Source organism: Myxococcus sp. CA005, from assembly GCF_006518205.1.
Lineage (GTDB): Bacteria > Myxococcota > Myxococcia > Myxococcales > Myxococcaceae > Myxococcus > Myxococcus xanthus.
Genome location: NZ_SRLV01000039.1, coordinates 47,293 through 67,316, shown reverse-complemented (window position 1 = coordinate 67,316; position 20,024 = coordinate 47,293). Strand labels below are relative to the sequence as shown.

Genomic DNA, 20,024 nt, shown 5'->3' with positions numbered 1-20,024 from the left:
GCGCCCAGGACGGAAGGAGCATCGTGTGACGGACACCTCTGAGCGGCCGGACGAACCCGACGCGCGGGTTCCCAGCGGCGTGCCAGGGCTGGACGCGCTCCTGCGCGGCGGCTTTCTTCGCGGAGGCACGTACATCATCACGGGGGCACCGGGGACGGGGAAGACCATCCTCGGCAACCAGTTCTGCTTCGCCACCGTGGCCCAGGGTGGCCGTGCCATCTACCTCACGGTGCTGGGGGAATCCCACGCGCGGATGATGCTGCACTTGCGGAGCATGCGCTTCTTCCACGCGGAAGAGGTCGGCCGCGCGCTGAGCTACGAAAGCGGATCCGCCGCCCTCAAGGCGGAAGGGCTGGCGGGCCTCAGCAAGCTCATCTTCCGCGCGGTGCGCGAGCACGGCGCCACGGTGCTGGTGGTGGACGGCCTGGTGGCCATGGAGGAGCGCTCCGAGGACCCGCTGAGCTTCCGGGAGTTCCTCCACGGCCTCTGCGTCCACAACGCGCTCGCGGGCTGCACCACGCTGCTGCTCACCGGGCAGCGCGGCGACCCGTCCGACCCACGCTACGCCATGGTGGACGGCGTCGTCGCCCTGGCCCAGGAGCGCGTGGGCGTGAAGTCGGTGCGCCTGGCCGAGGTGACGAAGTTCCGCGGCGGACCCCAGGTCCCCGGCCGTCACGGCTTCGAGATTTCCGACAACGGCCTGTCCATCCATCCCCGCATCGAAGCCCTCTACACGCGGCTGCCCACGCGCACGCCCTCGACGGACGCGCGGCTCACCTTCGGCATCCCCGCGCTGGACGAGATGCTCTCCGGCGGCCTGGTGCGGGATTCGTCCACGCTGGTGGCGGGCCCGCCCGGCTGCGGCAAAACGCAGTTGGGGCTGCACTTCCTGGCGGAGGGCGCACGCCGGCAAGAGCCCGGGCTGTACCTCGGCTTCGTGGAGCCGCCGGCCCGGCTGGTCCACAAGGCGGAGCGGCTGGGGCTGGAATTGGGCGCGCACGTGGAAGCGGGCCGGGTCCACCTGGTGTCGCGCGTGGCGGCGGAGACGCAACCGGACGCGCTGGCCGAGGAGCTGTTCGGGTGGGTGAAACAACACGGCATCCAGCGGCTGGTGCTGGACGGACTGGAGTCCTTCTGTCAGGAACTCACGGACTCCGAGCGCACGCCCCAATTCCTCGCCGCCCTCATGCACGAACTGCTCAACCTGGGCGTCACCCCGCTGGTCCTCCAGCAGACGCGCGCGCTCGCCACACCGGAGGCGGACGCGCGGCCGGACGTGGAGGCGCTCGTCGACAACGTCCTGGTGCTGCGGATGGTGGCGCTGCGCTCGCGGAACTACCGCGTGCTCTCCGTGTTGAAGGCGCGGGAGAGCGACCACGACACGGCCCAGCGACTGTTCTCCATGACGCCTCGGGGCATCGAAGTCGCGGCGGACAGCGAGAGCGCGGAGGCCCTCTTCAACGGGCAGGCCCCGTCCCACGCGGCGCCCCCGCGGAAGCCGAAACGCAAGACAGGGAGCAAACCGGTCCGGCGCGGCAAGCCATCCCGGCGTGGGGGGCGTGGCGTATGAAGCGGCTTCTCATCGTGGACGACGAGCTGGCCATCGTCGAGGCGCTCCAGGACATCCTGTCCGTGGAGGGCTACGACGTCGACACCGCCTTCAACGGCGCCGAAGGCCTGCACCGCATGGCGGACGCGAAGCCGGACCTGGTGCTGCTGGACTTGATGATGCCCGTCATGGACGGCCGGGAGATGCTGCGCCGCATGCGCGAGGACGACGGCCTGCGAGACATCCCCGTGGTGGTGATGAGCGCCGGCCGCATCTCCGACGAGGAGCGCCGCTCCAGCGCGCGCTTCCTCGCCAAGCCCTTCGAACTGGACGTGCTGCTCGACACCATCGCCGAGCTGCTCGTCGAGCCCCAGCCCAACGCCTAGGCCGGCGTCCCGCGAAAGAGGGTGTCGCGGTAGTACTGCAACTCCGAGATGCTGGCGCGCACGTCCGCCAGGGCGGTGTGCCCGCTGGGCGCCTTGCGCGGCTCCACCAGGTTCGGATACCAGGCGCGCGTCAACACCTTGAGGCTCGTCACGTCCACCATGCGGTAGTGCAGGTAGCGCTCCAGCAGCGGCATGTAGCGGATGAGGAAGCGCCGGTCGGTGTGGATGGAGTTGCCGGCGAGGATGCCCTCGCCCAGGGCGCAGTGCTCGGTGACGAGCGCCATGACATCCCGCTCCGCCACGCGCAGCGAGGTGTTGGAGGCACGCACCTTCTCCAGGAGCTCGTTGCGGGTGTGCATCTCCCGGACGACGGGCTCCATGCGCAGGAGCACCTCCTCCGGCTGCCAGATGACGCGCTCAATCTCCGCGATGGGCCGCAAATCCGGACCGGTGATGATGACGCCCACCTCGATGATGGAACACGTCTCCGGGTCCAACCCGGTCATCTCCAGGTCCAGCCACACGAAGCGCTGCTCACTCGAAATCATGCGGCGGACCCTACCAGCCCGTGCGTGTGCCCGGGGCGCTCATTGCTCCACGTCCGTATGGACATCCACATCCGAAGCCAGCGTCCGGTGCACCGGGCAGCGGTCCGCGATGGCCACCAGCGTCGCGCGCTGCGCGTCCGTCAGCGGGCCCTCCAACTTCACCGTACGTTGCAGCCGGTCCATCTTCCCGTCCTTCGTCTCGCACTCCTCGCACGCCTTCGCGTGCACCTTCTCGTGGCTCAGCCGCACGTGGACATGCTCCAGCGGCCAGCCCTTGCGCGCCGCGTAGAGCCGCAGCGTCATCGCGGTGCACGCCCCCAGCGCGGCCGTCAGCAGCCCGTAGGGCGTGGGGCCGGTGTCCTCGCCGCCCACCGACAGCGGCTCATCCGAGCGCAGCCGGTGCGCCCCCACGCGGATGTCCTGGGCGAAGCGGCCCTCCCCCGCCTCGTGGACCTCCACCACGCCCGGGGGCAGGGGCGCCTCACGCTCCCGCACCGGTGTCACCTGCCGCGCGGCCCACACCCCCAGCACGTCGGCGGCATGGCCCGCGTCCGCGTCGTGGGACAGGAAGTGGTCCGCGCCCTCCAGCAGCATCAGACTGGCCGGACGGCGGGCCATGGCCATCCACCGCCGGGCGTGCTCGAGCGGCACGTACCGGTCCGCCGGCGCATGCAGCACCAGCAGCTCGCCCGGAAAGGCGTTCAGCGCCCGCCGCAGGTGCGCCTCGTCGATGTCCTGGAGGAAGCGGCGCGTGAGGCGCAGACGGCCCGGCCCGAAGTCGAGCTCACCCTCACCCGCCTCCCGCGCGGTGGAAGACAGCCGTTCGAGCAACGGTCCACCGCCCACCGGCGCATTCACCAGCGCCAGCGCGGCCACCTCCGAAAGCCGGGGCAGCGCCGCGGCCGCCGCCGTGCCACCAAGACTGTGCCCCACCAGCAGGCGCACCGGGGGGTAGCGCTCCCGAAGCCACGCCGCCGCGGCCTCCACCGCCTCCACCGAAGGCACCGTGTCCGGCCGCGGTCCGGCAGCCGCGGGCGCGGTGAAGTCCAGCGACAGCACCGCGAAGCCGCGGGCCACCAGCGCATGGGCCAGCCGGGAAGGTGCCGGTGATGGCCCCAGGCACGCGAAGCACCCCACCCGCACCGCGCTGGCCACGGGCCTGCCGGGTGGCAGGTCCAGCCGCGCCGTCACCACCGAGCCCTCCGCGCCTCGCAGCGCCACGTCCCGCGCGCCCATGCGTCACAGCTCCACTTCGCACTCAGCCGTCCACAGGCCATCCGCGCCCTGGGACACACGCGTGTCCACCAGCGACACGCCCCGCACGTCTCGCGCGAAGGGGTGGCGCTCCCGGTCCAACGGCTCACCGAAGGCGTGGCCGAAGAGGCGCGTGCCGTCCATGCGCACCGCGAAGCACCGGAAACACAGGCGGCGCGCCGCCATCTTGTGGACGATGGCGCGCAGCCAGTCCGCCAGCAGCCGCTCCGGCGCCGTCGCCTCGCACACCAGCTCCACCTCCTCGCGCACCTCCACCGAGGCGGGGTCCACCACCAGCGCGCACAACGCCACCGCGGCCTGCTCGAAGGCCTCTTCCAGCGAGCGCCCCTGTCCCCGCACCACGCGCTGCGAGCCGCGGGTGAGGTGCTCCCACCGAGGCATCGCCTCGCGCGCCGCCGACGCCTGCCCCGTCTCCATGACGCCTCCTTCGTTGGTGTGTCCCGACGCCAGATTCACGCACGCGCCTCCGCGCCGACGCCGCCGAGGAAGCGGAGGAACCACGCGGCGGCCTGGCGGGCCACCTGCTCCAGCGCGCCGGGCTCCTCGAAGAGGTGCGTGGCCCCCGGGATGATGTGGATGCCCTTCAGGCCCTCCATCCGCGCGAGTGACGCCTCGTTCAGCTCCAGCACGCCCACGTCCTGCCCACCGACGAGCAGCAGTGTGGGCGCCTGCACGCGGGGCAACACCGGTCCGGCCAGGTCGGGCCGCCCGCCGCGCGACACCACCGCGTGGATGAGGTCCGGATGCAGGGCCGCCGCGACGAGCGCCGCCGCGGCGCCGGTGCTGGAGCCGAAGTAGCCCATGCGCAGCACGGCCAGCGCCGGCTGCCGCTGCGCCCATTCCGTCACCGCCGCCAACCGCCGGGCGAGGAACGGGATGTCGAAGCGCAACTCCCCGGTGCGCGCGTCCTTCACCTCCTCCACTTCGCTCAGCAGGTCGAACAGCAGCGTGGCCAGCCCCTGCGCGCGCAGCGCACGCGCCACCGCGCGGTTGCGGGGACTGAAGCGGCTGCTGCCGCTGCCATGGGCGAAGATGACCAGACCTCGCGCGCCGTCCGGGATGCCCAGGCTGCCCCCCAGCACCACGTCGCCCACCTGGACCTGCACCTCCCGGATGTCCGGGTCCGTATTTCCTTCCTGCCACATGTCGTCCGTGCCTCCTTGTCTCGCGTCACATCCAGAAGCCGCCCAGGTCCGTGGACTCGAGGACCTCGCGCGGCTGCACGGGCTCCCGGGCGCGCACGAGCAACTGCCGCAGCTCCACGTCCGGCAACGGCCGGTAGTCGTCGTAGGCCTCCGACACGTCACGCATCGCGGGCAGCACCTCCACGCAATGCACCGCGTCCGCTTCCGGCCGCACCCGGGCCAGCCCATGCGGGGTCCCCACGGGGACGCCCAGCACCAGCCGAGCCGGGTGTTGCCGCCGCAGCACCTGGAGCGCGGCCATGGCCGTGGCGCCCGACACCAGCCCGTCATCCACCAGCAGCACCGTGAAGCCCCCCATCGCGGGCTCCGAGGTGCCCCGCAGCCGCTGGACCTGATTGTCCACTTCCGAAGCCTCCGCCCGCGCCAGGCTCCGGGCCTCCACCTCCGGCAGGCCCAGGCCCCGCAGCGCGTCCTGGTCCAGGTAGATGCCGCCCCCTTCCGACACCGCGCCCAGCACCGTCATCCGGCCCGGCACGTCAATGCGGCGGGAGACCCAGACGTCCAGTGGCGCCTCCAATGCGTGGGCCACCTCGTACGCCACCCGGAGCCCGCCTCGCGCCAGGCCCAGCACACGCACCTCGCCACCCCGGTAGGGCAACAGCCGCGCCGCCAGCCGGCGGCCCGCATCTGCTCGGTCCCGAAAGCGCATTGCGTCCTTCCTCCTTCCCACAAGGAAGTCACGGGGCGCGCGACTGGCGGCGGAGGGCCATGCGAGGGCCGTCCCGGAGGGAGGCTCGCGGGGGGACCGCCGGGGACGCACCGTCCGACCGGCAGGCGCGCTAGGGTGCGGCCCATGGACCCTGTCCTCCTTGTTGGCACGGCGAGCCCCCACCTGGGACGCGCGCTCGGGCAAGCCCTGGGCGTAGCGCCCGCTGACTGCCACTTCGAGCGTTTCCCCGATGGGGAAATGCACGTCGAGGTGCCCGAGCAGGTGCGAGGCCGCACCGTCATCCTGGTGCAGTCCACGACGCCCCCCGCGGGTGAGCACCTGCTGGAGTTGCTGCTGATGGCGGACGCGTGCTGGCGCATGGGGGCCGCCCGCCTGGAAGCCGTGGTGCCCTACCTGGGCTACGCGCGGCAGGACCGGCGCGCCAGGCCAGGGGAGCCCCTGGGCGGCCGGCTGGTGGCAGACCTGCTGTCACAGGGCCGCTTCGCGCGCGTGCTGGTGGTGGACCTGCACAGCCCCGCGCTGGAAGGCTGCTTCGGCGCGCCGCTGGAGCACCTCACCTCGCTGCCGTTGCTGGCGGAAGCGCTCCGCGAGCACGTCACCGACACCTCCGTGGTGGTGGCGCCGGACCTGGGCGCGGTGAAGCGCGCGGAGGCCCTGGCGCGGCTGCTGAACCGGCCGTGGGCGGTGATTCACAAGGTGCGGCTGAGCGGAGACGAGGTCCACGCCAGCGGGCTGATGGGCGAGGTGCGGGGACGCCGCCCGATTCTGGTGGATGACATGGTGTCCACCGGTGGCACCCTGGCCGCCGCCGCGGGCACCCTGCGCGACGCGGGCTGCACGGAGGACTTCACGGTGGCGACGACCCACGCCCTGCTGGTGGGCCCCGCCGTGGAGCGCCTGCGCACCTTGCCGCTCACCCGGCTGGTGAGCACCGACAGCGTGGAGCCTGTCCTGGGGCTGCCGTTCCAGCACCAGGTGGTGACGCTCGCGCCCCTGGTGGCCCGGGCCCTGCGGCCCTGACGACCAGCGGACACTTCCCGCGCCCAGGCCCTGCCCGACCGAGGGGGCCTGGACGCCTCGGCAGCATCGCGAGCCAGGGCGCGGGGTGCCATTCTCCCGCCCCAACGCACGGAGTCGGTTAGGCTCCCCGGCACCATGTCCGACACGCTGCTGACGAAGCTCGACTCGGGGGTCCTCACCCTCACCTTCAACCGGCCCGAGAAGAAGAACGCCTTCACGCATGCCATGTACGAGGCGGCCACCCGCGCGCTGAAGGACGCGGAGGGCAACGTCGACGTGCGCGCGGTGCTGCTCACCGGCGCGGGCAACGTCTTCACCGCCGGCAACGACATTGGCGACTTCATGGAGCACCCGCCCGCGGGCGAGGACAGCGCCGTGTTCCGCTTCCTGCGAGCGCTGGTGGACGCGGACAAGCCGATTCTGGCGGCGGTGGACGGCCCGGCGGTGGGCATCGGCACGACGATGCTGCTGCACTGTGACTACGTGGTGGCCAGCGAGCGCGCGCGCTTCCACATGCCCTTCGTCCAGTTGGGGCTGTGCGCGGAGGGCGCCAGCAGCCTGCTCATCCCCAGGACGGCGGGCTTCGCGCTGGCCAGCGAGCTGCTGCTCTTCGGCGAGCCCTTCGACGCGGCCACGGCGCTGCGCGCGGGCCTCATCAACAAGGTGGTGCCGGACGCCAGCCTCCAGCAGGTGGCCACCGAGCGCGCCGCCACACTGGCCTCCCGCCCGGCGGAGGCGGTGCGCGTGACGAAGCGGCTGATTCGCGAGCCCCTGCGCGCCCAGATTCGCGAGACGCTGGCCCGCGAGGGCGGTGAGTTCATCCAGCGCCTCCAGTCCACCGAGGCGCAGGAAGCCTTCATGTCCTTCATGTCCCGCGGCCGGAAGTAGGGCCTGGCGGAACATCCGGGCCCGGACATCTCATGAGGGATGCCGGGCCCGGCCGTCCGCGCGACTACCGCGACGCGGGTGCCTGCGGCGGACGCGACGGGGTGCCCTTCGCAAGGAAGGACTCGACGCTGGCCGCCTGCGTCTTCTTCAGCGCGATGCACTGGTCCACGATCTCCAGCACCTGCGCCAGTACCCGGGGCCCCCCCGGCGCCTTCGCGGTGCGCTCGGAGAAGAACTCCTCCACCTGCTGACGCTTGCCCGCATCGCAGAAGTTGCTGCCGATGTAGGCCATGCGCCCCGCGGCATCGAGTGACAGCAGCGCCTCGGGCGAGTCCCCCACCAGGCGGTCGTAGTTCTCCTTCACGAAGTCGAAGGCCACGTCCTGGGTGCGCAGTCCCTGCGAGGCCGCGAACGCCATCCACATCGTCTCACGCGGGTCCAAGCCCTTCTCGAACACCAGGGCCAGGTTCTGCTTCACCAGCACCGGGTCCGTGAAGCTGCTCAGCGCGCCGATGAGGTGCTGGCGCGTGCGCCGCTCCTTCTCCGAGCGCACCGCCACGACGAGCTGCTCCCGGAAGGCCGCGTCGTTCTCGGTGGCGGCGAGGGCGAGCACCACGTCCACCATCTCCGGCGCCACCGCGCGATTGTCCTTCAGCCACTTGTTCGCGAGGGCACGCGCTTCCGCGAGCAGCTTCGGATCCCTGCCGTCCCGTCCCGCCAGCCGCACCAGCCGGGGCCGGAGCAGGCGCGTGTCCTCGCTCTCGCCCTTGCGCGGGGCGAAGCCGAGCTGCCGCGCCCGGGGGCCATAGGTCTCACGCAGGAAGCGAGCCCGGTCCTTCAGCTTCTCGTCCGGAAGCAGCCGCGAGCTGACCAGCTCCAGCAGGTCCAGCGAGGCCAGGGTGACGACGCGGTCCGGCTCATTCGCCAGGCGGCTCGTCAGGGCCAGGGCCTCGGCGGCGGGAATCGTCCCAGCCAGGGCCAGCGCGCGCACGTCCGTCAGGAACGTCACCCGCTCGGTGCGCGACAGCCGCTTCATCCCGGACTTCGCCAGCTTCGCCGCTGCGTCCCCATCGAGCTGGACCCGGAAGTAGCCCGCGCCCTCCGCGTTGGGGAACACCCAGTCCGGGCACGTCTTCGCCTCGCTCAGGGCCACCTCGGCGCGCTCGCCCTCCAGCAGCGTGCAGGTCCGGGCCTCCTTGCCGCCCGCCGCGTACTCCACGCACACCGGCACCTTCCACGTCTGCGGACCCGGCGACGCGGCCCCCAGCCGCAGGTAACGCTGCTGCGTGAGCACCACCTTCGCGCCGTCCGCGCCGCATGCCAGCGACGCGGTGACGAGCGGCGCCCCGCTCTGGTCCAGGAAGCTCCCCAACATGCCCGTCACGTCCTTGCCGGACTCAGCGGACACGGCGTCCAGGAAGTCGTTCGCGGTGGCGTTGCCGCCCGCGTGCTTGCGGAAGTAGCGCTGGATGCCGCGCTGGAAGACATCCCGGCCCAGCCACTCCTCCGTCATGCTGAGCACCGCGGAGCCCTTGCCATAGGTGATGCCGTCAAAGGCGTTGTGGATGTCGTTGGCGCTCTCGATGGGCTGGCGGATGCGGCGCGCCGACAGGAGACTGTCCGCGTCCAGGGCCCGGGCGCGGTCGTGCACGCGCTCGACGGGCGCGTCCCAGGCGGGACGCCACGATTCGACGATGCGCGGGGTCATCCACGAGGCGAAGGCCTCGTTGAGCCACAGGTCATCCCACCACTGCATGGTGACCAGGTTGCCGAACCACTGGTGCGCCAGCTCGTGCACCTGCGTGTCGGAGAAGGCACGCTGGCGGCCCAGCGAGTCTTCCTCCGGCTTCGCGAGGATGAGGCGCGAGTTGAACGTCACCAGGCCCGGGTGCTCCATGGCGCCGCGCAGCAGCGGCACCGCCAGCACGTCCAGCTTCTCGTACGGGTACGGGATGCCGAAGTAGTCCTCCAGCGCGGCGAGGATTTCCGGCGTCACCTGCGCGGCGTAGGCGCCCTCCGCCGTGCGGCCGCGCGGGGTGATGATGCGCGTCTTCACCTTCTTCTGGCCCGCGTCCGCGGCGGGGAGGAAGTCGAAGGGCCCCACGCCGAAGGCGATGAGATAGCTGGGCAGCGGCTGCGTGCGCGCGAAGCGGTAGGTGCGGCCACCGTCCGGGCGCACCTCCTCCGACTCCTGCGGCGTGTTGGTGACGGCCACGACGCCCGCGGGCACGTGGAAGGTGAGCTGCCACGGCACCTTGAAGCCGGGTTCATCGAAGGAGGGGAACACACGGCGCGCGTCCACCGGCTCGAACTGGGTGTAGATGTACCAGTCCCCGCCTTCATTGACGCGGAAGGCGCCGTCCGTCTCCTTCTCCGACGCGACGCCTTCATAGTTGATGACCAGCCTCGCCCGGCCGGCGGCCAGCGGCTTCGCCACAGAGAAGCCGAGGAAGTCCTCCTCGCCCTTCACGGGCGTCCCGATGAAGGCCGAACCGTTCTGGATGAACACGGCCCCCGTCACGTTGAGGCTCTTGGCGTGCAGCCACACCACGGACGTGGGCTTCGTCACGTCGAGCGTGATGTCCATCGCGCCCTTGAACGAGGACACCTTCGGGTCCAGCGTGAGCGCCACCTTGTAGCCGGTGGGGCGCACCTCCGTGGGCAGGCGCAGCTTCGGTGACGGCGGCGTGGCGGAGACGGCCTGTCGTGACGCCTGGGCCAAAGGGGGTTCAGCGGTGGCGGGAGGGTTCTGCCGGGCACCGCACGCACTGAGGAGGGCGACAGCGGCCAGTGCCGCTGGACGGAGCAGGTTGGGCATGGCGCGCAGTGTGTCCCATGCCGGGCAAGCAAGGTAGCGCGCAACAAGCAGGTGTGGCCTTGCCGTCATCTCCACTTCGAGGTGGAGTGCGTCACGTGTCCCAGATTGCGCCTGCATCCCCGCCCCCTGACTCACCCGCCGTGACGCAGAAGCTCCCGTCCGAGCACCTGCGCCGCATCGTCGGCACACCACCTGGACGGGTGGTGGGATTCCTCACGCGCTTTGTCTGGGCGTTCTTGACGTGGCTGTCTCCAGAGTCGCGTGACGCGCTCGCTCGCTTCGTGGGCAACCTCGCATACAGGCTGGGTATCCGTCGTCGCGTGGCGTTGGAAAACCTGGCCATGGCGATGCCGGAGAAAAGTGACGCGGAGCGCCGGGAGATTGCGCGCGGCGCCTACATCAACATGTCGCGCGTGGTGCTGGAGTCGCTGCCCTCCGGCGACCGGCTGCCGCTGGACTGGGCCGAGCAGGGCGTGGAAGGCGATGCGGCCTGGCAGGCGCTGAAGGCGCGCGTGGCCACGGGCAAGGGCGCGCTGCTGGTGACGGCGCACTTCGGCAACTGGGAGTTGCTGGGGGAGATGCTCATCCGCCATGGCGTCCCGCTCGATGCACTGGTGCGTCCGCTGAAGGGCGCGCTCAACACGCGCATCGCGGAGAACCGCGTGAGAATCGGCGCCGGCCTCATCTATCCGCGAGGCGCCATCCAGGAAATCATCGACGCGGTGAATCGCGGCGAGTCCCCCTTCATGCTGCTGGACCAGGCGCTGCCGGCGAAGGGGGCGGCCTTCGTGCCCTTCTTCGGCAAGCTGGCCTCCACCACGCCGGCCATGGCGGTGGCGGCGGCGCGCACGGACGCCCCGGTGTTCGTGGTGATGGGCGTACGCAACGGCCGAGGCGGTGCCCGCTTCCGCATGGAAGTGGAAGGCCCCATCCTCCCGCCCGCGCCGGGTGAGTGCGCCGACCCGATTACGGAGCACACCGCGCGCGTGACGGCCGCGCTGGAGCGCTGCATCCGCAAGTACCCGGACCAGTGGATGTGGCTGCACCGCCGCTGGAAGGTGCAGCCGCCACCGGAGGCCGCCCTGCCCGCCGGGACTACGCCACCACCGTCCGCTTCAGGTGCGCCCCCAGCCGGGTGACGAGTTCGTAGTGAATCGTCTGGGCCCAGCCGGCCAGTGACTCGGCGGGCACGGACTCCTCGCCATCGCGGCCCATCAGGGTGGCCGTCACGGGACGCTCGTCGGATGTGGCGCGTGTCACGTCCACGATGAGGTGATTCATCATCACCCGCCCCAGCACCGGACACCGGCGGCCATTCACCAACACGTGCGCCTTGCCCGACACGAGGCGCGGGTAGCCGTCGTAGTACCCCACCGGCAGCACCGCGATACGCGTGGGCTCCGGACACCGGTACGTGCAGCCGTAGCCCACGTAGCTGCCCGCGGACAGCCACTTCACCACCTGGCTGCGGCACCGCCACGACAGCACCGGCTTGAGCACCGGAACCTCACCCAGCACCAGCCGCGCCGACAGCCGCGTCTCCGGCGACGGCCACAGCCCATAGAGCGAAATCCCCACGCGCAGCGCCTCATAGCGGGCGCGGGGCAACACCAGCGTCGCGGCGCTCGCGGCGATGTGCCTTTGCAGCGGCCGGGCCGGCGCCAGTTGCTCGGAGAGGAACGCCAGCCCCTTCTCGAAGGCGTCCACCTGCGCCAACGCGTAGCCCTGCTCCGTCACATCCTCCGTGTTGGCGAAGTGGCTGAGCACGCCCACCACCTCCAGCACGTCGCGGGACTCCGAGAGGAAACGAGACTCCGTGGGCAGCCCCTCCAGCGTGAAGCCCTCGCGCCCCAGACCGGTGTCGAGGTGGACGTGGACCCGCAGGGGACGCTCCAGCTTCGCCGCGCGCAACACCGCCGCCGCGTCCGCCCAGCCACGGTCCGCCACCACCGCGTCCACGCCCTCGCGCGCCAACACCACCGCCTCATCCGGCGCCACCGCGCCCAGGACGAGCACCTGCCTTGGCCCCAGTCCCTGTGCCCGCTCGTACTCCCGCACCTTCAGCGCGTCCTGCGGGGCAATGACATAGAGGAGGTCCACCTCGCCGTGGACCACGGGCAACACCTGCGCGAGCCCGTGCCCATACGCGTTGCCCTTGAGCACCACCCCCAGTGCTCGCGGCGCCCCCTGCCCCTCCAGGGCCCGGAACACCGCGACGTTGTGCCGCAGGGCGGACGCACTCAACTCCAGCCACGAGGAATGGACTGCGTCTCCTGGGCCACTGCCGATTGACTCCACGTTCACCTCCACCACGCTCGCAGCCATACCAGCAATGCGCGGGCCATGCGCCAGGCGCGGCCCATACGCCACACCCGCCCGCGCGCGGAGCAGGCGGACAGCGGTGGCAACGCCCCGGGTCCATGTCGCCTCCTTGCTGGAAGGGCCGCTGGGGAAGCATTGTCGCCCCCGACGGTTGAACCGCCCGGAGCGGTTTTCCGGAGGCGGTGCCATCGACTCGCGCGTGTCCCCCATGGACTTATCCCTGGCCCAGGCCTTCGTCGCGGCACGCGGTGGCGCGGAGGCGTCTTCGCCGGAGTCGCTGGCCCCACTCCAAGCACGGCTGGCCCGGGCCCTGGACATGGCGCGCGCGCCCTGGCCCGGGGTGGACCTGGAAGGCCGCCGCTTCGTCAGTCACCTCGCCCGGCTGCTCCCCGGTGACGACACGGCGGTGGCGGTGGAGACCCTGAGCCTGCCGGACGTCTACCTCGCTCGCGCGGCGGCGGACGGGCTGCCCACGGCGCTCTCCGCGTTCGAGGCGCGCTACCTCCCGGAGGTGAATCTCGCGGTGGTCCGGCTGAAGCTGCCGCCCTCCGGCCTGGACGAGGTACGCCAACTCTTGCGTCAGCGCATGCTCGTGGGCAGCGCGGAGACACCGGCCCGGCTGGCGGCCTATCCGGGCACGAGGCCCGCTGAGTGGCTGGGTGCGCGCGGCGGCGCTGTGGCTCGCCCTGGACTGGCAGCGGCAGCGCGGCGGACCGGCGGAATCCACGGACGACGGCGACCTGTCGATGCTGGTGTCTCCCGAGGACGACCCCGAGCTGGCCTACCTCAAACGCACGTACCGCGCCGAGTTCAGCGACTGCTTCTCCACCGCGCTCCTCGCGCTGGAGCCGCGCCAGCGCAACGTGCTGCGCCTCAAGTACCTGGACGGCCTGAGCATCGACCAGCTCGCAGCGCTGTACGGCGTGCACCGCTCCACCACGGCGCGCTGGGTGCTGGGCGCGCAGGAGACCCTGCTCCAGCAGACGCGGCAACGGCTCACCGAGCGCCTGCGCCTCACGTCCTCCCAGCTCGACAGCGTACTGCGCCTCATCTCCAGTCAGCTCGACGTGAGCCTCAGCCGCCTGCTGCGCTCGCGGATGAACGACTGACGCGCGCGTCCCATGGCCTGCCTGGATGAAAACACGTTCGTGGCGCTGCTGATGGGGGACCTGCCTCCCGCGCGCGCGACGGAGGTGGATGCGCACCTGGACACCTGCTCCGCCTGCCGCCGCATGGTGGCCGAGGCCCTGCGGGCACAAGCCCCCGACGACGACCCGCCCGGGGCCACCACCCCGCTGACGAACTCCCGGCCGCCCTCGGGAAAAGGTCCCTCGTTGGAGCGAGGCACCGCGGTGGGCCGCTACCTGGTGTTGGAGCGGCTGGCCTCCGGAGGCATGGGCGTCGTCTACAGCGCCTACGACCCGGAGCTGGACCGGCGCGTGGCACTCAAGCTGCTGCGCGTCGCGGCCCTGGGCCTGGAGGCGGAGCAGGGCCGCGCGCACCTGCTGCACGAAGCGCAGGCCATGGCACGCGTCTCCCATCCGCACGTGGTGCCCGTCTACGACGTGGGCACCTTCGGGCCGCAGGTGTTCCTCACCATGGAGCTGGTGGACGCGCGGACGCTGCGCCCCTGGCTGAAGGACGCGCCTCGGACGTGGCGACAGGTGCTGGCGCTGTTCCTGGACGCGGGCCGGGGACTCGCGGCGGCGCACGCGGCGGGCGTGGTCCACGGGGACTTCAAGCCGGAGAACCTGCTGGTGGGCCAGGATGGCCGCGTGCGCGTCACCGACTTCGGGCTCGCGCGCAACGCCAATCCATTGGACGACGTGTCACCCCTGGCGGGAGGCACGCCCGCGTACATGGCTCCCGAACAGATGGAGGCCCACGCGCCCGCGGATGCCCGAAGCGACCAGTTCGCCTTCTGCGTCACGCTCTTCGAAGCCCTCTACGGCGAGCGCCCCTTCGCCGCCACCACCCCACACGAACTGCTGACCGAGGTCCGCGCCGGCAAGGTGCGGCCCGCGCCCCGGGGCACGCACGTCCCGCCGTGGCTGCGGCGCGTGCTGCTGCGGGGGCTGTCCGCCAGCGCCATGGACCGGTACACGGACCTGAATGCCCTGCTGGTGGCGCTTCAGCACGACCCGGCCTCGCGCTGGAAGCGCTGGCTGCCCGCGGTGGGCGGCACGGCGCTGCTGCTGATGGCGGTGGGCCTCACCCACGCGGTGCACGCCAGCCGGGCACGGGCATGCCAGCGCGCCGACGAGGCCATGTCCTCGGTGTGGGGGCCGGAAGCGCAGCAGACCATCGAGTCCGCCTTCCTCGCGACGGGCAAGCCCTTCGCGCCCGCCGCATGGCTCCGCGTGCGGCGCTCGCTGGATGCGTACACCGCGGAGTGGGCGTCGATGCGAACCTCCGCTTGCGAGGCCACGCGCGTACGGGGTGAGCAATCCGAGCAGGTGCTCGCGCGGCGCATGCACTGCCTGGATGGGCGGCTGGCGGAAGTGGCCGCCCTCACGCAGCTCTTCACCCGGGCGGACGCGGGCACCGTGGAGCTGGCCGCGCGCGCCGCGGAGGCCCTGCCGCCGCTGGGCAAGTGCTCGGACCTGGCGGCACTGGCGGCGCGTGAGCCCCAACCCACGGACGGCGCCTCTCTTGAACGGGCACGGACGCTGGTGCGGGTGCGAGCCCTGAAGGCCGCGGGCAAGTACACGGAGGCGGTGGCGCTGCTGGAGCCCGTGGTGAAGGCGGCGAAGGACGCGGATGACCGCCACGGCGGCGCGGACGCCCTGCTGCTGATGGGACAACTGCGGGAGGAGACAGGCCAGCCGCGCGACGCGGAGACCACCTACTTCGACGCCGTGTGGAACGCGGAGGCCGGGCGCAACGACGTGGCGGCCGCGCGCGCCTGGACGCGGCTGGTGCATGCCTCCGGCTATGTGCTGGACCAGCACGCCCTGGGACACCGGTGGCGTGAGCGCGCGGAGGCCGCCATTGAACGACTGGGCGGTGACGGCGTGCTGCGCGCGCAGCTCCAGGCCCGGGTCGGCGCGCTCCTCTTCGCGCAGGGGCGCTACACGGAGGCTGCCGAGCAGCAGGAGTCCGCCCTCTCGCGCTTGGAAGCCACCTATGGGCCCGACAGCCTGGAGGTCACCGACGTCCGGCTCGAGCTGGGCGCCACGCGCATGGCGCAGCTGCGCGCCGACGAGGCGATGCGGCTCTTCGAACAGGCGCTGAGCACGCGCCGCGCGGCCCTGGGGCCCAGCCATCCGGACGTGGCACGTGCCCAGTTGGAGCTGGCCTATGCGCACTGGCGCAGGTCTGACGTCGAACAGGTGGAAGCCCTGGCCCGCGGCGCGCTGGAGGTCTTCGAGCGCGCGCTCGGCCCCGAGCACCCGGACGTCGCCTCCGCCATCAATCCCCTGGCCGCGGCCCTCCAGCGGATGAACCGCTCCGATGAGGCGCTGCGGCTCCAGGAGCGCGCGCTGGACATCGCGCTCAAGGTCGAAGGCGCGGACGGCGCGGGAGCGCTCATCACCCTGGGCAACCTGGCCACGCTGATGGCGCGCGTCGGCCGCTCCGAAGAGGCCCTGACCCGCTTCCACACCATGCTCGCGCCGTTGGAGCAGCGGCTGGGCGCCCAACATCCCTACGTGGCCCAGACGCTGAGGGCCACGGGAAAACTCTTGATGATGGACCAGCGCTACACCGAAGCCCTGCCCTACCTCGAGCGCGCCCGCGCCATCCTCGATGCGCGCGAGGATGATGCCTACGGCTACCGGACGGGGACGCTGATGGACCTGGGCCGCGCACTGCTCGCGCTGGACCGGCCTCTTCAGGCCGCCGAACTCCTGGAGCGGGTGGTGGCCAGCGGAGCCCGGTCGCCGCAGGCACCCAGCGAGCAGGCACGCGCGCGATTCTTCCTGGCGCAAGCGCTCTGGAACGCGAAGCGCGACCGGCCTCGCGCGCTTCAGTTGGCGGAGGAAGCCCGTGAGTCATTGGTGACGCTGGGGACGTCAGGACAGGAGGCGCTGGAGGAAGTGGATGCCTGGCGGGCACGCCTGCCCAGGCCCACACACATTCCCGCCGCGCGAGCCCCCTGAATGCCTGACATCCGACAGAGGGTTTCCGGATAGATGCAAAGCGCATTAAAGGGAGGGCGGATGCGAACGCTCTTCATTGGAGACGTGCACGGGTGCGCGGAGGAACTGGACGCGCTTCTGACGCAGTGCGCCTGGCAGCCGGACGACCGCGTGGTGCTGGTGGGGGACCTGGTGGCGAAGGGCCCGGACTCCGCCGGTGTGGTGCGCCGTGCGCGTGAGCAGGGCTTCCTGGCGGTGCGAGGCAACCATGACGCCCACGTGCTGCGCTGGCACGCCGGCCGGGGGCCGCGCGGCAAGAAGCTGAAGCCTGAGCACCAGCAGGTGCTGGATACCCTGACGCCCGAGGACTGGGCGTGGCTGGAGTCCCAGCCGCTGTACCGCTTCTTCCCCGAGCTGAACGTGGTCGCCGTGCACGGCGGGCTGGTGCCAGGCGTGCCGCTGGAGGCGCAGAAGGAAGACGAGCTGCTCAACCTGCGCAGCATCCTGCCGGATGGGACGCCGTCGAAGCGCGTGGACGCGGGCGCGCCCTGGGCCAGCCTGTGGCAGGGGCCGGAGCTGGTCATCTTCGGCCATGACGCCATGCGGGGCATCCAGCGGCACCCGCATGCGGTGGGGCTCGACTCCGGCTGCGTGTACGGCGGCAAGCTCTCCGCCTACGTGATGCCGGAGGGCCGCATCGTGTCCGTCCTGGCGAAGCGCGCCTACGTGGATGTGGACGCTTCCTGATCGAAGGAAGCGTCCACGCGCGTCATCACGTCGCCGGGGGCCGCACCACCAGCACGGGCCGGTCCGTGCGCAGCAGCAGGGACTGCGTCACCGAGCCCAACACGGCGCGCTTCCAGCCCGACCGCCCATGTGTGCCCATGACGATGGCGCTCACACCGAGCCGCTCGGCCGTCTGCGCCAGCGTGGCCACCACGTCCTTGCTGCCGGGGATGATGTTCAGCCGCACGCTCCGGTCGTTCGCGCTCTTGGGGACGAGCGCCGAGAGTTGCTCGCGCATCTGGGCCTCCTCCTCGAGTGACGGCTTCGATTCCGTGGCGTGCACCAGGTGCACCGTGCCGCCCGGAGCCGTCAACGCGAAGGCATGTGCCACCGCGCGGTTGCCCGTCTCCGAGAAGTCCGTGGCCACCATCACCTCGCGGTACTCCGGCAACGGCGTGTCCGTGCCCACCGCCATCGCCTGCGCGGGCACGCACACCACGGACATCCGCGCCAGCCGCAGCGCATGACGCGACACGCTCCACAGCCGCCCCAGCGCGCGGCGGTGGTGCGTGCCCACCACCAGCAGGTCCGCGTGCTCCTGCTCGGCCAGGTCCACCAGGTGGTCGGCGATGCGCCCCACGCCCATCTCCACGCGAGCGCGCACGGGCGTTCCGCCCTGGGCCAGCGGGGCCAGCAACTCCGCGCACTCCCGCTCCAGCACGTGCTGCAGCTCGGGCAGGGCATCACCGAAGGCCAAGGCCTGCCGCAGCCCCAGGCGGCGGGCTTCCTCCTCGGGCCAGTAGACACGTCCGCCCACCACGTCCACCCGGCCACCCTTGCTCAACGTCAGCACCCAGTCGCGCGCCGCCTCGAAGGGCAGGGAGCGGTCCACGCCGAGGAACACCTTCAGGGACCGCTCGCCCCGGACCCACGCCTCCAGCGGTGCGGGGTCACGCATGACGAGCAGGGGCACCGTCAGCGACTGCGCCATCCGGTCCACCGTGCCACCTTCGCCCCCGAAGGGCGATTCGTCCGCGGCTCGCGAGGCCACCACCAGCGAGGCCCCCTGCTCCCGGCAGAACCCCTCCAGCATCACCGCCGGCTCGCCGGTGAGGAGCACGGGCTCCACCTTCACCCCCAGCTGTTCCAGGCGCTTCGTCTCGTCGCTCAGCACCGCCTCGGCGGACCCCAACAGGGCTTTGCCGAAGGCGCGCACGGAGTCGGGGTTGAGGACATGAACCAGCCACAAGGACGTACCGGCCTTGCGAGCCAGCTCCGCGGCCAGCGTGGAGGCCCGCCGCGCGGCGTCGGAGAAGTTGGTGGCACAGACAATGGACATGGCAGCTCCAGGTTCGAATGGGCGTGGAGTGGAAATCAACGCGCGCGGAGCACCTGCTCGGCGCGCACCTCGTTCACCAGGGGCTCGCCACGCTCAAAGGCCTGAAGGCTCGCCAGAGTCGTCTCGGCGATGTTGGCGAGCGCCTCATGGGTGAGGAAGGCCTGATGCGACGTGACGAGCACGTTCGGAAAGGTGAGCAGCCGCGCCAGCACGTCATCCTGGAGCACCTGCCCGGAGAGGTCCTGGAAGAAGACGCCCTCCTCTTCTTCATACACATCCAGTCCGGCGCCGCCGATGTGGCCGGACTTGAGCGCGGCGACCAGCGCCTTGCTGTCGATGAGCGCGCCTCGGCCGGTGTTGACGAGCACCACGCCCCGCTTCATCCGCGCCAGCGCCGCCGCGTCCACCAGGTGCCGCGTTCCCGGCGTCAGCGGGACATGCAGCGAGAGGATGTCCGACTCGGCGAAGAGCGTGTCGAGCGGGGCATAGCGCACGCCCAGCTCGCGCTCGAAGGCCGCGTCCGGCGCCACGTCGCAGCAGAGCACATTGCAACCGAAGCCCTTGAAGATGCGCGCCGCCACGCGGCCGATGCGGCCCGTGCCCACCACGCCCACCGTCTTGCCGGCGAGGTCGAACCCCACCAGCCCGTCGAGCGAGAAGTTCCAATCACGCACGCGAGAGAAGGCACGCGGGATGTGACGGTTGAGGGACAGCACCAACGCCACCGCGTGCTCGGCCACCGCATGGGGTGAGTACTCCGGCACGCGCGTGACACGCATGTCCAGCCGCCGCGCCGCTTCGAGGTCCACGTGGTTGTAGCCCGCGGAGCGCGCCGCCACGAGCCGCACCCCACCCGCGTGCAGCACCTCCAGCGTGGCCGCGTCCACCTTGTCGTTGACGAAGGAACACACGGCGGGGAAGCCCTCCGCCAGTGGCGCCGTCTGGAGCGTCAGGCGCGGCTCGAAGTAGGTGAGCGCATGTCCGAAACGTGCGTTGGCGGCCTCCAGCGCGTCCCGGTCGTATCGGTGTGTGTCGAAGACAGCCACCCGCATGCCCGCTCCCCTGCCCGGCGAGTCATCCTCGCCGCGTGCCACCAGCGTCAATGCAAGGCCTGCTCCATGCAGCCCCCCAGGCCGTCGGACCTCGACAGTCGCGCAAAAGATGCGCAGCCAGGGGGCGTGCTGCAAAAGCTGCACGAG

17 protein-coding genes are annotated in these 20,024 nt (G+C 71.5%); 8 read left to right on the top strand and 9 right to left on the bottom strand.

From position 1 onward, the window contains the following. Nucleotides 1-25: 25 nt before the first annotated feature. Together FMQ63_RS18840 and FMQ63_RS18835 are read left to right on the top strand one after the other, a co-directional pair. Nucleotides 26-1,570, top strand: coding sequence for an ATPase domain-containing protein (locus FMQ63_RS18840; RefSeq protein ID WP_011557068.1), 1,545 nt, complete (start codon nt 26-28; stop codon nt 1,568-1,570). Beyond that, nucleotides 1,567-1,935: a response regulator gene (locus tag FMQ63_RS18835; RefSeq protein WP_011557069.1), complete on the top strand. Its 369-nt coding sequence runs from the start codon at nt 1,567-1,569 to the stop codon at nt 1,933-1,935. Before FMQ63_RS18840 ends, FMQ63_RS18835 begins: the two co-directional genes overlap by 4 nt. Here FMQ63_RS18835 and orn read toward each other — a convergent pair. From orn to FMQ63_RS38025, 5 genes are read right to left on the bottom strand one after another with little or no spacing between them, the layout of a single operon-like run. Then, complete coding sequence (gene orn / locus FMQ63_RS18830) at nt 1,932-2,483, bottom strand: oligoribonuclease (protein ID WP_011557070.1); 552 nt, start codon at nt 2,481-2,483, stop codon at nt 1,932-1,934. The genes FMQ63_RS18835 and orn overlap by 4 nt on opposite strands. Before the next feature lie 39 nt (nt 2,484-2,522). Beyond that, entirely contained in the window at nt 2,523-3,719 is a 1,197-nt protein-coding gene (locus tag FMQ63_RS18825; RefSeq protein ID WP_011557071.1) for a bifunctional alpha/beta hydrolase/OsmC family protein, read from the bottom strand. Nucleotides 3,720-3,722: 3 nt separating this feature from the next. After that, entirely contained in the window at nt 3,723-4,214 is a 492-nt protein-coding gene (locus FMQ63_RS18820; RefSeq protein ID WP_020478062.1) for an archease, read from the bottom strand. Further along, nucleotides 4,211-4,903: a dienelactone hydrolase family protein gene (locus FMQ63_RS38030; RefSeq protein ID WP_011557073.1), complete on the bottom strand. Its 693-nt coding sequence runs from the start codon at nt 4,901-4,903 to the stop codon at nt 4,211-4,213. The genes FMQ63_RS18820 and FMQ63_RS38030 overlap by 4 nt, the downstream gene beginning before the upstream one ends. 25 nt (nt 4,904-4,928) lie before the next feature. After that, the gene (locus FMQ63_RS38025) at nt 4,929-5,612 is read right to left on the bottom strand and encodes a phosphoribosyltransferase (protein WP_011557074.1); all 684 of its coding nucleotides are present in this window, start codon (nt 5,610-5,612) and stop codon (nt 4,929-4,931) included. Nucleotides 5,613-5,747: 135 nt separating this feature from the next. Here FMQ63_RS38025 and FMQ63_RS18805 point away from each other — a divergent pair, with 135 nt between their 5' ends. Both FMQ63_RS18805 and FMQ63_RS18800 read left to right on the top strand, forming a co-directional pair. Then, complete coding sequence (locus FMQ63_RS18805) at nt 5,748-6,653, top strand: ribose-phosphate pyrophosphokinase (RefSeq protein ID WP_011557075.1); 906 nt, start codon at nt 5,748-5,750, stop codon at nt 6,651-6,653. 135 nt (nt 6,654-6,788) lie between these two features. Further along, nucleotides 6,789-7,541, top strand: coding sequence for an enoyl-CoA hydratase (locus FMQ63_RS18800; protein ID WP_011557076.1), 753 nt, complete (start codon nt 6,789-6,791; stop codon nt 7,539-7,541). Nucleotides 7,542-7,605: 64 nt separating this feature from the next. On the opposite strand, the gene FMQ63_RS18795 is transcribed toward FMQ63_RS18800, so the two are convergent. Beyond that, nucleotides 7,606-10,359, bottom strand: coding sequence for a M1 family metallopeptidase (locus tag FMQ63_RS18795; protein WP_011557077.1), 2,754 nt, complete (start codon nt 10,357-10,359; stop codon nt 7,606-7,608). 17 nt (nt 10,360-10,376) lie between these two features. On the opposite strand from FMQ63_RS18795, the gene FMQ63_RS18790 reads away from it, so the two are divergent. Continuing rightward, nucleotides 10,377-11,498: a lysophospholipid acyltransferase family protein gene (locus tag FMQ63_RS18790; RefSeq protein WP_020478061.1), complete on the top strand. Its 1,122-nt coding sequence runs from the start codon at nt 10,377-10,379 to the stop codon at nt 11,496-11,498. Here FMQ63_RS18790 and alr read toward each other — a convergent pair. Next, complete coding sequence (alr, locus tag FMQ63_RS18785; RefSeq protein ID WP_011557079.1) at nt 11,455-12,684, bottom strand: alanine racemase; 1,230 nt, start codon at nt 12,682-12,684, stop codon at nt 11,455-11,457. The genes FMQ63_RS18790 and alr overlap by 44 nt on opposite strands. Before the next feature lie 656 nt (nt 12,685-13,340). On the opposite strand from alr, the gene FMQ63_RS38020 reads away from it, so the two are divergent. The 3 genes from FMQ63_RS38020 to FMQ63_RS18770 are packed head-to-tail and all read left to right on the top strand — an operon-like array spanning nt 13,341 to nt 17,507. Continuing rightward, entirely contained in the window at nt 13,341-13,790 is a 450-nt protein-coding gene (locus FMQ63_RS38020) for a sigma-70 family RNA polymerase sigma factor (protein WP_011557080.1), read from the top strand. 12 nt (nt 13,791-13,802) lie between these two features. Then, complete coding sequence (locus FMQ63_RS18775) at nt 13,803-16,781, top strand: tetratricopeptide repeat protein (RefSeq protein WP_011557081.1); 2,979 nt, start codon at nt 13,803-13,805, stop codon at nt 16,779-16,781. A gap of 60 nt (nt 16,782-16,841) precedes the next feature. After that, a complete protein-coding gene (locus FMQ63_RS18770; protein ID WP_011557082.1) occupies nt 16,842-17,507 on the top strand; it encodes a metallophosphoesterase in 666 nt (221 codons plus the stop codon). A gap of 25 nt (nt 17,508-17,532) precedes the next feature. Here FMQ63_RS18770 and FMQ63_RS18765 read toward each other — a convergent pair whose 3' ends face one another. Further along, nucleotides 17,533-18,825 carry a universal stress protein gene (locus tag FMQ63_RS18765; protein ID WP_026114097.1) on the bottom strand — a complete coding sequence of 431 codons (1,293 nt, stop codon included), beginning with the start codon at nt 18,823-18,825 and terminating at the stop codon, nt 17,533-17,535. A gap of 35 nt (nt 18,826-18,860) precedes the next feature. Continuing rightward, nucleotides 18,861-19,877: a 2-hydroxyacid dehydrogenase gene (locus tag FMQ63_RS18760; RefSeq protein WP_011557084.1), complete on the bottom strand. Its 1,017-nt coding sequence runs from the start codon at nt 19,875-19,877 to the stop codon at nt 18,861-18,863. Nucleotides 19,878-20,024 lie beyond the last annotated feature (147 nt).

Bases quoted from the DNA above. Each gene is read 5' to 3' on its own strand.
- FMQ63_RS18825 (WP_011557071.1), bottom strand. From the start codon at position 3,719: ATGGGCGCGCGGGACGTGGCGCTGCGAGGCGCGGAGGGCTCGGTGGTG.
- FMQ63_RS18795 (WP_011557077.1), bottom strand. From the start codon at position 10,359: ATGCCCAACCTGCTCCGTCCAGCGGCACTGGCCGCTGTCGCCCTCCTC.
- FMQ63_RS18835 (WP_011557069.1), top strand. From the start codon at position 1,567: ATGAAGCGGCTTCTCATCGTGGACGACGAGCTGGCCATCGTCGAGGCG.
- FMQ63_RS18765 (WP_026114097.1), bottom strand. From the start codon at position 18,825: ATGTCCATTGTCTGTGCCACCAACTTCTCCGACGCCGCGCGGCGGGCC.
- FMQ63_RS38030 (WP_011557073.1), bottom strand. From the start codon at position 4,903: ATGTGGCAGGAAGGAAATACGGACCCGGACATCCGGGAGGTGCAGGTC.
- FMQ63_RS18775 (WP_011557081.1), top strand. From the start codon at position 13,803: ATGGCCTGCCTGGATGAAAACACGTTCGTGGCGCTGCTGATGGGGGAC.
- FMQ63_RS18770 (WP_011557082.1), top strand. From the start codon at position 16,842: ATGCGAACGCTCTTCATTGGAGACGTGCACGGGTGCGCGGAGGAACTG.
- alr (WP_011557079.1), bottom strand. From the start codon at position 12,684: ATGGCTGCGAGCGTGGTGGAGGTGAACGTGGAGTCAATCGGCAGTGGC.
- FMQ63_RS18800 (WP_011557076.1), top strand. From the start codon at position 6,789: ATGTCCGACACGCTGCTGACGAAGCTCGACTCGGGGGTCCTCACCCTC.
- FMQ63_RS18790 (WP_020478061.1), top strand. From the start codon at position 10,377: ATGCCGGGCAAGCAAGGTAGCGCGCAACAAGCAGGTGTGGCCTTGCCG.
- FMQ63_RS18760 (WP_011557084.1), bottom strand. From the start codon at position 19,877: ATGCGGGTGGCTGTCTTCGACACACACCGATACGACCGGGACGCGCTG.
- orn (WP_011557070.1), bottom strand. From the start codon at position 2,483: ATGATTTCGAGTGAGCAGCGCTTCGTGTGGCTGGACCTGGAGATGACC.
- FMQ63_RS38025 (WP_011557074.1), bottom strand. From the start codon at position 5,612: ATGCGCTTTCGGGACCGAGCAGATGCGGGCCGCCGGCTGGCGGCGCGG.